Annotated in this window: 20 protein-coding genes; 19 read left to right on the top strand and 1 reads right to left on the bottom strand. The window is 29.9% G+C overall.

What is annotated here, in order from left to right:
* Positions 1–2 precede the first annotated feature (2 nt).
* Together B3N22_RS20360 and B3N22_RS20365 are read left to right on the top strand one after the other, a co-directional pair.
* Entirely contained in the window at positions 3–1,766 is a 1,764-nt protein-coding gene (locus B3N22_RS20360) for an ABC transporter ATP-binding protein (RefSeq protein WP_286910064.1), read from the top strand.
* A 26-nt stretch (positions 1,767–1,792) separates the two neighbouring features.
* Complete coding sequence (locus tag B3N22_RS20365; protein ID WP_238907056.1) at positions 1,793–2,602, top strand: undecaprenyl-diphosphate phosphatase; 810 nt, start codon at positions 1,793–1,795, stop codon at positions 2,600–2,602.
* Between the two features lie 49 nt (positions 2,603–2,651).
* Here B3N22_RS20365 and B3N22_RS20370 read toward each other — a convergent pair whose 3' ends face one another.
* On the bottom strand, positions 2,652–3,044 hold the full coding sequence (locus tag B3N22_RS20370) for a hypothetical protein (protein WP_286910067.1): 393 nt from the start codon (positions 3,042–3,044) through the stop codon (positions 2,652–2,654).
* Between the two features lie 184 nt (positions 3,045–3,228).
* On the opposite strand from B3N22_RS20370, the gene B3N22_RS20375 reads away from it, so the two are divergent.
* The 17 genes from B3N22_RS20375 to B3N22_RS20455 all read left to right on the top strand — a co-directional run bounded on the left by B3N22_RS20375 (position 3,229) and on the right by B3N22_RS20455 (position 13,480).
* Positions 3,229–4,002, top strand: coding sequence for an alpha/beta fold hydrolase (locus B3N22_RS20375; RefSeq protein ID WP_286910069.1), 774 nt, complete (start codon positions 3,229–3,231; stop codon positions 4,000–4,002).
* A gap of 1 nt (position 4,003) precedes the next feature.
* The gene (locus tag B3N22_RS20380; RefSeq protein WP_286910071.1) at positions 4,004–4,471 is read left to right on the top strand and encodes a pyridoxamine 5'-phosphate oxidase family protein; all 468 of its coding nucleotides are present in this window, start codon (positions 4,004–4,006) and stop codon (positions 4,469–4,471) included.
* A gap of 17 nt (positions 4,472–4,488) precedes the next feature.
* Positions 4,489–4,965: a GNAT family N-acetyltransferase gene (locus tag B3N22_RS20385; protein ID WP_286910073.1), complete on the top strand. Its 477-nt coding sequence runs from the start codon at positions 4,489–4,491 to the stop codon at positions 4,963–4,965.
* Positions 4,966–5,032: 67 nt separating this feature from the next.
* Positions 5,033–5,503 carry a DUF2691 family protein gene (locus tag B3N22_RS20390; protein WP_238907051.1) on the top strand — a complete coding sequence of 157 codons (471 nt, stop codon included), beginning with the start codon at positions 5,033–5,035 and terminating at the stop codon, positions 5,501–5,503.
* Positions 5,504–5,545: 42 nt separating this feature from the next.
* On the top strand, positions 5,546–6,133 hold the full coding sequence (locus tag B3N22_RS20395) for a GNAT family N-acetyltransferase (protein ID WP_286910076.1): 588 nt from the start codon (positions 5,546–5,548) through the stop codon (positions 6,131–6,133).
* Positions 6,134–6,483: 350 nt separating this feature from the next.
* Positions 6,484–6,738 (top strand): hypothetical protein, encoded by a 255-nt coding sequence (locus tag B3N22_RS20400; protein WP_286910078.1) that lies wholly within the window; start codon positions 6,484–6,486, stop codon positions 6,736–6,738.
* Positions 6,739–6,758: 20 nt separating this feature from the next.
* Positions 6,759–7,562: a CPBP family glutamic-type intramembrane protease gene (locus tag B3N22_RS20405; protein ID WP_286910080.1), complete on the top strand. Its 804-nt coding sequence runs from the start codon at positions 6,759–6,761 to the stop codon at positions 7,560–7,562.
* Between the two features lie 57 nt (positions 7,563–7,619).
* Positions 7,620–8,018 (top strand): cytidine/deoxycytidylate deaminase family protein, encoded by a 399-nt coding sequence (locus B3N22_RS20410; protein ID WP_238907046.1) that lies wholly within the window; start codon positions 7,620–7,622, stop codon positions 8,016–8,018.
* A gap of 54 nt (positions 8,019–8,072) precedes the next feature.
* Positions 8,073–8,291, top strand: a complete 219-nt coding sequence (locus B3N22_RS20415; protein WP_414632252.1) for a hypothetical protein — start codon at positions 8,073–8,075, stop codon at positions 8,289–8,291.
* Positions 8,292–8,349: 58 nt separating this feature from the next.
* Positions 8,350–8,940 (top strand): Type 1 glutamine amidotransferase-like domain-containing protein, encoded by a 591-nt coding sequence (locus tag B3N22_RS20420; RefSeq protein WP_286910085.1) that lies wholly within the window; start codon positions 8,350–8,352, stop codon positions 8,938–8,940.
* A 104-nt stretch (positions 8,941–9,044) separates the two neighbouring features.
* Entirely contained in the window at positions 9,045–9,611 is a 567-nt protein-coding gene (locus B3N22_RS20425; RefSeq protein ID WP_286910087.1) for a GrpB family protein, read from the top strand.
* Positions 9,612–9,630: 19 nt separating this feature from the next.
* Positions 9,631–10,239: a histidine phosphatase family protein gene (locus tag B3N22_RS20430; RefSeq protein ID WP_286910089.1), complete on the top strand. Its 609-nt coding sequence runs from the start codon at positions 9,631–9,633 to the stop codon at positions 10,237–10,239.
* A 79-nt stretch (positions 10,240–10,318) separates the two neighbouring features.
* The gene (locus B3N22_RS20435) at positions 10,319–10,510 is read left to right on the top strand and encodes a DUF6440 family protein (protein ID WP_286910090.1); all 192 of its coding nucleotides are present in this window, start codon (positions 10,319–10,321) and stop codon (positions 10,508–10,510) included.
* Positions 10,511–10,547: 37 nt separating this feature from the next.
* Positions 10,548–10,895, top strand: coding sequence for a cupin domain-containing protein (locus tag B3N22_RS20440; protein ID WP_073017212.1), 348 nt, complete (start codon positions 10,548–10,550; stop codon positions 10,893–10,895).
* Between the two features lie 212 nt (positions 10,896–11,107).
* Positions 11,108–11,590 carry a GNAT family N-acetyltransferase gene (locus tag B3N22_RS20445; RefSeq protein ID WP_286910093.1) on the top strand — a complete coding sequence of 161 codons (483 nt, stop codon included), beginning with the start codon at positions 11,108–11,110 and terminating at the stop codon, positions 11,588–11,590.
* Between the two features lie 230 nt (positions 11,591–11,820).
* Entirely contained in the window at positions 11,821–12,180 is a 360-nt protein-coding gene (locus B3N22_RS20450) for a helix-turn-helix domain-containing protein (protein WP_286910095.1), read from the top strand.
* Between the two features lie 46 nt (positions 12,181–12,226).
* The gene (locus B3N22_RS20455) at positions 12,227–13,480 is read left to right on the top strand and encodes an erythromycin esterase family protein (RefSeq protein WP_286910097.1); all 1,254 of its coding nucleotides are present in this window, start codon (positions 12,227–12,229) and stop codon (positions 13,478–13,480) included.
* Positions 13,481–13,536 lie beyond the last annotated feature (56 nt).

The raw sequence follows: 13,536 nt of genomic DNA on the forward strand, positions 1-13,536 counted from the left end.
AAATGAGTAAGGTAAAACAACTGAAACATCAAAAAGAAACAATGGCGAAGGTATTAATCTATGTTAAGAAATATTGGACATATATAACTTTATCAATAATACTTGCAGCAGTATCAGTAGCCTCAACACTTTATATATTAACCTTAATTGGTGATGGAATCGATTGTATAGTAGGAGTAAATAAAGTTGATACCTATGGACTTATAAAAGTACTTAAAAGCATAGGTTTATATACTGCAATAACGGCTTTATCACAATGGGGTATGAATATCTGTAACAATAAAGTTGTTTATAATGTTATAAATGACATAAGAAAAGATGCTTTTGAAAAGATTGAGATATTGCCTTTAAAGTATATAGACAGCAAGTCTTATGGGGAAATTGTAAGCAGAGTTATAGCTGATGTTGACCAATTTGCTGATGGCCTTTTGATGGGCTTCACTCAGCTTTTTACAGGGGTAATCACTATTTTAGGAACTCTTTTCTTCATGTTTAGAGAAAATGTATCAATAGCTTTTATAGTTGTATGTTTAACTCCAGTCTCTATATTTGTTGCTAGTTATATTGCGAAAAAGACCTATAGCATGTTTAAACTTCAATCAGAAATAAGGGGAGAACAGACTGCTTTTGTTGATGAAATGATAGGAAATCAAAAGGTAGTTCAAGCTTTTAGTTATGAAGAAGAAGCTGCGAAAAACTTTGGAGAAATAAACTCTAGATTAGAAAAGGCATCTTTACATGCTATATTTTACTCATCAATAACCAACCCAGCTACAAGATTTGTAAATGGATTAGTATATACTGGAGTTGGAATATTTGGAGCGATTTCTGTTATAAATGGAAACTTGACAGTTGGAGTTTTAACTAGCTTCTTAAATTATGCAAATCAATATACAAAACCTTTTAATGAGATATCAGGAGTTGTAACTGAACTTCAAAATGCATTAGCTTGTGCTAAACGTGTATTTGAGCTTATAGAAGAAAAAGCAGAAGTTCTTGATGCACCTAATGCAATAGAACTTGGAGAAGTAAAGGGTGATGTTGTTTTAAATGATGTTGATTTTTCATATACCCAAGATAAAAAATTCATTGAAGATTTAAACATCAAAGTAAAGTCAGGACAAAGAATTGCGATAGTAGGCCCAACAGGATGTGGAAAAACAACTATAATAAATTTGCTAATGCGCTTTTATGAAATAGATAAAGGAAGTATAATGGTAGATGGGTATGATATTCGTGAAATAAGTAGAAAGAGTTTAAGATCTAATTATGGAATGGTTCTTCAAGAAACTTGGCTTAAGTCTGGAACAATAAGAGAAAACTTAACTATGGGAAAACCAGATGCAACTGAGGAAGAAATAATAAATGCTGCAAAGCTTGCTCATGTTCATGGTGTTATCAAAAGAATGCCTCATGGATATGATACTGTAATATCAGATGATGGCGAAAGTTTATCTCAAGGAGAAAAGCAACTACTGTGTATAGCAAGAGTTATGCTTTGTCTACCACCAATATTGATTTTAGATGAAGCTACATCTTCAATAGATACAAGAACAGAAGTCAAGATACAAAAAGCCTTTGCAACAATGATGAAAGATAGAACTAGTTTCGTAATAGCTCATAGATTGTCAACTATAAAAGATGCGGATATAATACTTGTTATGAAGGATGGAAAACTAATAGAACAAGGAAGTCATGAAAAACTACTTGAAGAAAAAGGCTTCTACTGCAACCTTTATAACAGCCAGTTTGTTAAACAGGCGTAAAATATATTATTATACGGAGGAGTTTCATGGAATTTTTAAAAGCACTGATATTAGGGATAATACAGGGGATTACAGAATGGCTGCCTATTAGCAGTACTGGACACATGATTTTAGTAGATGAAATATTAAAATTAAACGTAAGTTCAAACTTTATGGATTTATTTTTAGTAATAATTCAGTTTGGATCAATATTAGCGGTTATAGTTATTTATTTTAAAGATCTAGTTCCTTTTGAAGTAAAGGGTGGCTTTAAATTAGATATGGAAAAAATAAATATGTGGGTTAAAATCGTCATAGCATCAATACCAGCAGGAATAGTTGGTGTACTATGGTCAGATGAATTAAATTCTCTTTTCTTTAACAGCAAAGTTGTAGCAATAATGCTTATATTAGTGGGAGTTGCATTTTTAGTAATAGAAAAATGGAACAAAAATAAAAGTCCTAAAGTTAATTCGATTGCAGATATTACATATAAATCTGCTTTTATAATAGGAGTTTTTCAACTAGTAGCAGCAGTTTTCCCAGGAACCTCAAGATCAGGTTCAACTATAATAGGGGCTCTTTTACTTGGAATTGCAAGACCAGTTGCAGCACAATTTACTTTCTTTTTAGCAGTTCCAATAATGGCTGGAGCAAGCCTTTTAAAACTAATCAAGTTTGAAGGAAGTTTTACTAGCACAGAACTTGGAATACTAATAGTAGGAATGGTAAGTGCATTTGTAGTTTCTATAGTATGTATTAAATTCTTAATGAGTTACATTAGAAAACATAACTTCAATGTATTTGGATGGTATAGAATTGTCTTAGGAATATTAGTTTTATTCTTATTAAGATAAGAACTGTTAAACAAATAAATTTATTTAATAAACATAAAGAAGGTAGTCGCTAATGACTACCTTCTTTATGTTTATACTCTGATATCAACCTTAGAGAACGCTGTGCTTCAGATTTTATTATATGATTTTCATTGCTAGCTATAATTTGGTTTAATACATCAATACTAGCCTTTGTTCTAAAAGAAGAGAGACAACATACACACTTCCAAACTATCAAGTTATTATCTGAATACTTGTCTAGGGTATCAGTGATTGATTTGAAAAAATTATCATTAACATGGTCAGGGTTATAGAATAATAAAAAGCCAATAGCATCAATAACTTCTGAAACTTGTGAGTTTATTAGTAGAAATAGTTCACTATTAGTTAAGTGCTGAAATTTAAGAATATCTTCTTTGAAAATAAAACCTCTTTTACGTAAATCTTCATTACTGCTTTTCATAATCAATCTCCCTTGAATAACGTCAATAACTATTAATAAATTAAATACATTATATACCAAATAGTTTATAAAACAAAATTTAAGAAGTTTAAGTATTGAAAGAATAGATCAAAACTACATAAAATTGGAAGGGGATGATATAATAGACATATATGTATCAGAAATGATTTAAGGGGATGTAATAATGAAAGAATTTATTTTAAAAGATAAAAAAACACGTATGAGATATCATGATTTCCCAGGAAAAGAAATGCCTATACTATTTATACATGGACTAGGATGCGCAGGTTCCTTTGACTATCCAGAGGTTGCAGCTCAAGAGGAATTAGCAGGACATAGAAAAATAATTATTGATTTACTTGGATCAGGATTTAGCGACAAACCAGATGATTTTGAATATAGTGTAAAAGCCCATGCAGAATACCTAAGTGATTTTGTTGAGTTTTTAGGCTTAGAAAAGCTTATTATATTTGCTCATAGTCTTGGAGGTGCTGTTGGAATCACATTAGCTAACTTGTGTAAAGACAAGGTACATAGATTAATTTTATCTGAAGCAAATTTAGATAAAGGTGGCGGATTTACAAGTAAAGCTATAGCTGAGTATGAGATGAATGACTTTATTAAGGAAGGATTTCAAGAAATTATAACTAGAAGCAAAAAACATTCGAGTGAAATATGGACAGGAAGTTTTTCAGTATGTTTACCTAAAGCTATGTACTTAATATCTAAATCTGCTATCGAGGGAGATATCCCTTCTTGGAGAGAATTGTTATACTCATTAAATTGTCCAAGAACTTTTATATTTGGTGAAGAGTCTTTACCAGATCCAGATATGCAGTTTTTAGCTGAAGAAGGGATACATATAGAAGTTGTTAAAAATGCTGGACATTCAATGGCTTGGGAGAATCCTAAAGGTTTGGCTGAAGCTATAAAAAATGGAATTGATAGGAGAGAATAAAATGGATAATTATTTTAATGAAGCAATCTCTGTTATGAAGGAGCTATATGGAAAAGATGTAGCTATGTCTCTTGCTACAGTTAATGGAGATAAGGCAAATATCAGGGTTATAAATGCTTATTATAAAGATAAAGCTTTTTATATTACAAGCTATGCATTAAGCAACAAAATGAAAGAGATATCTAAAAATAAAAATGTTGCTTTAAACCATAATTTGTTTGTAGCTCATGGTACAGGAGAAAATATAGGGAATCCATTAGATAAAGGAAATGAGAAACTAAGAGAGGAACTAAAAAAGGTCTTTTTTGTTTTCTATGATAAACATGTAAATGAGAAGGATAAAAACACATGTATATTAAAGGTTACTTTAAGTGATGCTCTTGTCTTTGCTAATGATTATAAATACTTCATTGATTTTGAAAATGAGACATCAACAAGAGAGAAGTGTGTGGTTGATATAATATTTTGATGTATGGGGAGAGTATTATGGAATATGATGTAAGAAGATTAGAATCTTGTGAACTAGAGTATGCCTTTAAACTGGCTTTAAGGATTTTTATGGAATTTGAAGCACCTGATTATGGCTTGGAAGGGGTAAATGCATTTAAAAAAGATGTAATTGAAAATGAAGAGTTTAAAAACGCTTGTAGAAACGGTAATAATCGTATGTGGGGAGCTTTTGATAATGATAAGCTTATTGGAATTTTTATTATGAGAGGAGTTTCGCATATATCTATGGTTTTTACGGATAAAGAGTACCATAGGAAGGGTGTAGCAGCTAGTATATTTAAGCAGCTAGTTAAAGATGTAAAAAAGCAAAACCCAGAGGTTAAAGAGTTAACTGTTAATTCATCACCATATGGCAAGCCATTCTATTATAATATGGGATTTACAGCAACAAATGATGAGCAAACAATAAATGGAATTCGTTTTACTCCTATGGTGTTTAATTTATCAAAATAGATTTTAAATATAATGGGAAGTCAAAAATAAAGATTATAAAAGTTTATTTGAGAAATGAGGAAATCAAATGAAGGATGTTGGAGTAATATTTGAAATTCCAAATGAGTACGGAAAATATTTATCAGAGATATTAGAACCGTTACCAGTAAGTTTGTATGATTGGGTAATAGATAATGATGAAATACACCTAGTAGACAATGATGAATTTTCAAATAAATTTCTATTTAATGAAAATGTTATGATATCAGGAGAAAAACTATATGAAACATCTAAAACTAATACTTACTATATGGTGTTTGTAACCTTAAAAGGATTTTTTAAAGATGGACACATTAAGGATATATCAAATTATGAAGAGTTTTTAAAAAGTGATTGTCAAATCATACTTGGAGTATATGATTGTTCTCAGGTTATGTTTTGGTGTAAAGATTCAAATTTAATATCTAATATGTATGTTTATGTGCAGTCAAAAGGATATGAAAATGTTGGATATATAAATGAAAAAGAGGTGAATGAAGGGAAATATCGTATTGAGTAGTAATTGTTGGAGCAAGAATTAATATAGAATGGAGAAAAAGAGATGACAAATTATATAGAAAAAATATCTGATAACAATCTTTCGGATTTTTTTAGTTTATTTAGTAATGACAAATGTGAGAATTGTCAATGTACTTTCTATTTTTCAGCAGATAATATAGATAAGTGGATGAATATGAATGTTGAAGAAGCTAAAGAGTTAAGAAGAAATATTACTAGCAAATGTAGTGATGGTTATATTTACTACATTGATAATAAACCAGCTGCATGGTGCCAATGTTTATCAGCAAAAGATTCTCCTTATTTGAAAAAATTGATAGATATTAAGAGTGATAAAGATACAAGAGTTATATCATGCTTTTTTATTAAAAAGGAGTATAGAGGAAAAGGAATAATAAAAGACTTATTAAAAAAAGTCATAATACAATGCAAAAAAGAAGGTGTTAAGTTGATATATGGTATACCCGTTTATGATGGATTTCTTAAGAGTATTGATGAAAATTTGATAAATGAAAAGCTGCATACAGGATATAAAAAACTGTTTGATCAATTTAAATTTCATTGTATAGGAAACAATAGTAGATATTATTTCATGGAACTTAATTTAGATAAATCCATTGATATTAATTAAGAAAAAGTAGATATTATTTTTAAATACAATTTCTAAGCATACACATAAGAAATAATAGATGAGGTGTTAAGATGATTGGACAAATTATTCGAGTGGTTTCTTATATAATATTAATAATCATTAATATTATGTTATTTAGAGAGAAGAAAAAAATACATAACGTTATATTTGCCATTTTCTTCATGATTGAAGGGTAAGAAGAGTTTTTCTGAACCAATATTTATCTGAAACCCTACAAGCAGGTGCAGAAGCTTTTCAACTAACATTGTTGATGGTAGCTTCATTTCTGTTTTTAAGAGGTAGAAAGTTAGAAGATAAAGTTAAAGGGTGATTAATAAAGGGGAGTAGTTATGAGAAAAGTATGGAATAACAGAGTAGTTCAAGCTGTAGTATTTGTGTTAATAGCAGCAACTATTGGAATAATTTACAGCAAAATTAGTTCACTACAATTTGTACTTGAAAATGCAGGTATAATCGAGAGTTCAGTAGCTGAAAGTTTAATTAGTGATGCAAAACTTATAAAGGTTCTAGTCTTGATAATTGGTGGAATAGCAATAGGGTTATATTGTAATTTCACTTATTCACTAAATAGGAACAAACTATAAATTTAACTTGGAGAGTATTTATGAAAAGAAATATTGGATTAATAAAAATTTGGGCAGTATTCATAGGTTTTATAGCACTATTTTTAATTAACTTTGGAATAAAAACAAATATTGGATATACATCAATGATGTGGTTAGTATTAGATTTTTGTGTGCTTATACTATCTATCATAATTTTAATTAAAAATAAACTCCCTAGGAAAAATCAAGTATTAATTTCATTAGTATTTGGATTTTTAATGTTTGTAGCTTATCAAGGAATATCATTTTCATCCATTAAAGGGTTTTTAATTACTTTTTTAACATCTTTAGCTATGTTCAGTATATTTAATTTATATGAAAAAAACTCTTTAAAACTGTTAAAGGCCAATGATATAAAATCTATATTGATAACTATTGGGATTGGAATTATAGTCGGTGTTGTATTGGGAGGTATTAATCTTTTTATTAGTGGTAAAACTCTTAATTTCAATATTAAGATCTCGTATTTCTTAGTAGCATTAAGTCCAGGTGTATATGAAGAAATTGCTTTAAGGGCATTTATATATTCATTATGCCTATATATGCTTAAAGGTGAAATCAACACAAGGTTTCAAAGATTCACTTGTTATTTTATGATGACAATTCCTCATGTGATGATTCATACACCCGAGCAGTTTGTTAATCAAGGTGTAATTTCAGGAATCATGGCAATGATTATCTTAACAATTTTGTTTGGCTTACCATTTGCTTTTTTACAAAGAAAAAGAGATATAACTTCAGCAATGATTGGACATGGGCTTGTTGATGTCATAAGATTTTGCTTTTTAGGATTGCCTTATTAGAATGATTTTATAAACGATTATTTAGCTAGAAATATTTTGACTAAGGAGGAAAAGAAAGTGGGAAATTTAGAAGAAAAAGATTTAGAACTTATTAAAAGAGCCTCAGAGGCAATAAAAAAGAATTATGATAATATAAAGTTTAATCATACAGTAGGTGCAGCTGTTAGATGTAAAAATGGGAATATATACACAGGAGTAAATATCTATTCAATGCATGGGGCCTGTGCAGAGCTAATAGCTATAGGAGCAGCGATAACTAATGGAGAAAGAGAATTTGAATCTATAGTTGCCCTTAGAGGAGAAAATGGTGATGAGATTTTACCTCCATGTGGTAATTGCAGACAAGTTCTTATAGATTATATGCCAAGTTGCAAAGTCATTGTTAATGATAAAAGTGAACTTAGAAAAGTATCTGTAACTGAGTTGGTACCATTTGCTTATAATGTGCCTGAATAACATATAATGATAACTAAGTTGAAAACTCAAGGGGGAGATATGTAATTGGGTGAAGTGGATAAACGTAATAGGCTTGATGAAGAGCCTTTTTCATATAAAGTTTCAAAAGATAACAAAGTTTTTATATATTGGGGTGGGAAACTAGTTACAATATTAAAAGAGAAAGAAAGCAGCAAGTTTTTGGTACGAATAGAAAATACTGATGTAAAGTCAGGACAATTGATTATGGCAAAAGCAACAGGAAATTTTAAACATGGAAATGAAAAAAAGTAATGTCTATATTAATGTTAATAGGTAAACTAAAGTGAAATATGTTTAGGAGGCGAAATATGTGAAGTTATTTTTAACCTCAAAAGCCTTTGGAAATTCTGTTATAAAAAATAAAATCTTGAGCCATTTAAAGAAGGATGTACGAATAACGAGAATACTTTTAATACCAACAGCTTTAAGTGGAACATATCCTCCAGATAAATATATAAATGAATTGCTTGTTTCTGGATTTAGTAAAGACAATATCATTATTTTTGATGAAGCAAACAGCAATGACTACTGTAATTTAGACATTGATATTATTTATGTATGTGGGGGTAACACCTTTACATTAGTAAAATTGATAAATGAATGTGGGTTTGCTTCAGAAATAGTAAAATATTTAAGTAGAGGTGTTATGTATATTGGAAGAAGTGCAGGAACGCATCTAGTAACAAGAAATGTTGAACATGTCTTACCTTTTGATGAAAACCAAATTGGATTAGAAAACTTTGATGCATTAGGTTTATTTAATGGTATTATATTTTGTCATTATGATCAGGGTAGAGAGGAATATTATTCTCAAGCAATAAAAGAAGAAAAATATAATGTTTATAAAATTACCAATGAAGAAATGGTTATTTATGATAATGGACAAATATCGATATTATAAATATTTATAGGGAGCAATGTAATTAAAAATTACACTTTAAACCACAAAAATTGATTTAAAAAATGGGTTATTAAGAAATAAGTTTTAAATTGGAGTAAGTATCTATGAGTAAAAAATTATCAGAAATGAGCCTTGAAGAACTATGGCAGCTGTTCCCTATATTTTTAGTAGAACATCAAAACTCTTGGGAGAAGTTTTATGAAGAGGAACTAACGCATCTTCAAAGCATAATACCCAATAATCTAGTTGAAAAGATTAATCATATTGGAAGTACAGCTATAAAAACCATATGTGCGAAACCAATTATTGATATTATTGTGGAGGTATCACAAGATTGCAATATAAGAGATCTAAAAGAAATACTTATTAATGATGGTTATCTATGTATGTCTGAGGACGAAAAAAGAATTTCCTTAAATAAAGGTTATACAGATAAGGGATTTCAAGAAAAAGTGTACCATCTACACTTAAGGTATTTAGGAGATAATGATGAATTGTATTTTAGAGATTATCTTAATGAAAACCCTGATATAGCAAAGAAATATGAGAAATTGAAGATTGAGTTATGGAAAAAGTTTGAGCATAACCGTGATGGTTATACAAATAGTAAAACAGAATTTATTAAGCTTTATACAAATAAGGCTAAAGAAAAATACAAAAATAGATATTGATAAGGGGGGGTTATATAAAGTGAAGGTATTTATATCAAGACATGGGGATAAAGAGTTGGGGGAATATTACAATGAAATTTTAAAACATCAGGATGAACCATTGACTGAAAAGGGAAAGAAAATGGCAAAGAGATTGATAGATTTTTTTGAGCATTTAGAAATAAAAAGAATTATAGTAAGCGAATATATTAGAACTAGCCAAACAGCAAAATATTTAGCAGAGCATAAAGGGATAGCTATTGAAAAAGATAAACGGCTTAATGAAATTGATAATGGTCGAATAGAGTCAATGGATAAAAAAGAAATAATAGAGAGATATCCTGAGTTCTGGAGAGACTTCAGTTCTCATAATATGGATGTTAGATTTCCAGATGGTGAAACTGGTGAAGAGGTTATGATAAGACAAAAAAGTTTATTAGATGAAATCATAAAAAGAGGTGAAGATGTTTTTCTTGTATCTCATGAAGGTTATATTAGACTTTTAATATGCCATTTACTAAACGTTCCAGTTTATAAAAGACATGTATTTCAGGTAGATATGTGTGGAATAATGGAAATAGAGTATAATGAAGTCTCTAAAGAATGGAAAATAATCCGTTTTAACTACACTTTAGACATGCCATATTGAAGAATGTAAGGCATTTTTTCAGAGGTAAATTATAGAGAAGTAATTGACAAATATGAAAAATAAAAAAGGGGGAAGTAAAATGTTTGGTGGGAAGTCGAATGCAGATGATAGATTTCAGGTAATTTATAAAGAAAATGGTCTTTCAGCATGCAAAATAATAGTAGATAAAGAAACAGGTGTCCAGTATTTATTTACTCATGAGGGATATGCTGGTGGTTTAACTGTATTAGTGGACAAAGAGGGAAATCCACTTATTAAAGAAGGATATTAATAAGATTTTATAAAATTTATATTATAGGAGAGGTATTATGTTAGAAAAAGTAAATTTGAAATCAGCAGTAAATTCGGTTGATAAGTTGTATGTATATGACAAGATTGGTCAATTAAATGGACATGTTCTTAGTGTTGTCAATGTAGAGAATCGCACATTGGATTTTCATGTTCATGAAGGTTCAGATGAATTATTTTATGTGATTGAAGGTAGTTTTTATTTAGAAACCGATCAAGGATCAATTGAAGTAAATGAAGGAGAATTTATTATTGTTCCTAAAGGAATTAGACATAGACCTGTAGTTAAGAGTTTATCAAGATTCTTGATGATTGAGTTAGAAGGTACACTTAATAAAGAAAATAGTGGAGATTTATATGAAGATTAACTCACTTTGAAAATGATATTGAGGTAGATTTTATTAGGTTCATCAAAGGTACATCAGATTTATAAAGAAATATAATAGGCCCATCAAAATAAAGAAGTTCATGAAGTATAAGTATAGGATTATGAGTAAATAAGAGAGGCCCATGATAAAAAAAAGAGGTACATGAAAACTAAGAAAAGAGCAAGATACATAAGCAGAAAGGAAGTTTGGGGATGTCAATAGAAATTAAGTTGGGCTATGATAATAGTAAAGAAATTGCGGAGTTATTTTTAGAATATACAGAAATGGTTGTATTTAATGATCCAAGTTTTGAAAAATACTTACAAGTTCAAAATTTTGATTATGAACTTAAACATCTATCTAGTAAATATGGACTACCAGAAGGACGGTTATATATAGCTATATTTGAGAATGAAGTAGCTGGATGTATTGCTTTAAAAAAGATAGATAATGAAAAATGTGAGATGAAGAGATTATATGTTAAACCTAAATTTCGTGGTAAAAAGATTGCAAATAAGTTAGTAGAGAGGATTATTGAAGATTCTAAAGAAATAGGATATAAGGTTATGCTCTTAGATACTTTTCCTTTTTTAGAAGGTGCAATAAAGTTATATAAGAAATTTGGATTTTATGAGATAGAATCATATAATAACAGTCCTATGGATGATTGTATTTATATGAGATTAGATTTGTGATTTTAAAATATGTTTAAGATGACACCGTATTATTAAAAAAGAATATACGGTCTTTTTTTATTTTACATTCCAGATAAATTTAATGGTTTAAATAGTTAGGTCTATCGAATGTATATAAAAAAGTGCTGTTTTTTACCTGTGCAACCGAAGCGCAACTGAAAATATCGTAATAGTTGATGGTGGCAACCACAGAATATCGATAAAATAAATTTAAGAAAGGAGTGGTTAGTATGAAACTTGATTTTTTAGGAGGAGCTATTTTTGGAGGAGTACTTCTTATTGGGCTGGCAGTATTAATAACTTTTATCAGTGTAGGTATATTTATTATAAAAGCATTAATTAAATATATCAAAGCAGGAGATGTTAGAAAAGAAAAGTCAAGCATTAAAAAATCTCTTGGTCAAGTTTTAAAACAGCATCGAGAGGAATGTAACATGACCCAAGAATTTGTTGCAGAGGCAATCGGTGTAAGCAGACAAGCGGTATCTAAATGGGAGAATGGAACATCTGATCCAAGTACATCTAATTTAATTACACTTGCAAAATTATTCAAAATCTCTGCTGAAGAACTATTACACGAGGTGCAATAAACAGGATGTTGAAAAATTAATATTAAACATGAAAGGAAATATAGTTATGAAAAAAAGAACAAAACGCTCTAAGATAAGGTCTATAATATTGGGACTACTAGGAGTAATTGTTTTGGTAGCACTTATATTTATGCGTTTCGGTGGCTTTAGTACAGGAAAAAATATAAATCCAGAAGAATTTGCAAAATATGCACAATCAGTGGATAATATCAAAATACCAGAAAATTCAAAAGTAATAGCTTTAGGAGAGGCTACACACGGGAATGTAGAATTTCAACAGCTTAAGCTTGATGTATTCAGAAAAATGGTAGAAGATTATGGCGTAAGAGCATTTGCGATTGAGGGAGACTATGGTGGTAGTGAGAAAGTAAATAGCTATATACATGGAGGTGAAGGTACAGCTCAAGAAGCAGTATCAGCTATTGGTTTTGCCATATATCGCACGGAGGAGATGGCTGAACTTATTTCTTATATGCGACAATATAATGACAACGCTGCAAATGGTGAGGATTTGCGCTTTTATGGTTTTGATATGCAAAGATATGCATATAGCTTTCAATTTTTAATGGAAGCTTGCAAGGAATTTAGTGTAGACACAAAGAACATGGAAAAACTTATGGAAGGTGAAGAATGGAGTAGTGAGTATGACTACCATGCACGAATGGAAATAATAACTCAGGTTAAAACTGAGCTTGAGGGCAAAAAAAACTCTGAAGAGGCAGTACACTTTGCAGATATGTTATTACAATACTGTGAGTTCCAATTGGAATCCAACACAGATGCTGGAACATTAAGAGATAAATTTATGGCTGACAATGTTAAGTGGATATTACAACAAGAGCAACAAATTGGATTCCAGCGTATCTTTATTTCAGGTCATAACGGTCATGTGGCTAAATGGGGTAGCTTTAATTCAATGGGCAAGCTGCTCTCAAATGAAACAGACAATGGTTACTATGTAATAGGTACAGATTTTTATAGAACTCGTTGTAATATGCCAACACGCTCTCCTAAAAAGCGTACAAATCAAGTGTTTTATTCTCATGATCCATTGGCTAAAACAGCAAAGATGGCTGGTCTTGATATTTGTTGGTTGGATTTTTCACATGTTCCTGAAAATTCCGAACTATCTGAGTTAATTTCACAATACACCAATATGGGTACTCTTGGAGAAAGCTATTCTTGGTTTATGCGTCTTCTTCCTCCAAGTTACAGAATGTTTCAACCTCCTGCTGAACTTTATGATAGTATGATATTTGTAGCAGATGCCAAACCAACTAAAATAATCACAGGAAAATGAGTCTCAGATGATTTAATAATAAGAAATGGTATAAGTTTTTAAAAACAATAAAATTT

Origin of the sequence: Clostridium sp. UBA1652 (genome assembly GCF_002320975.1) — a bacterium.
GTDB lineage: Bacteria > Bacillota > Clostridia > Clostridiales > Clostridiaceae > Clostridium_T > Clostridium_T intestinale.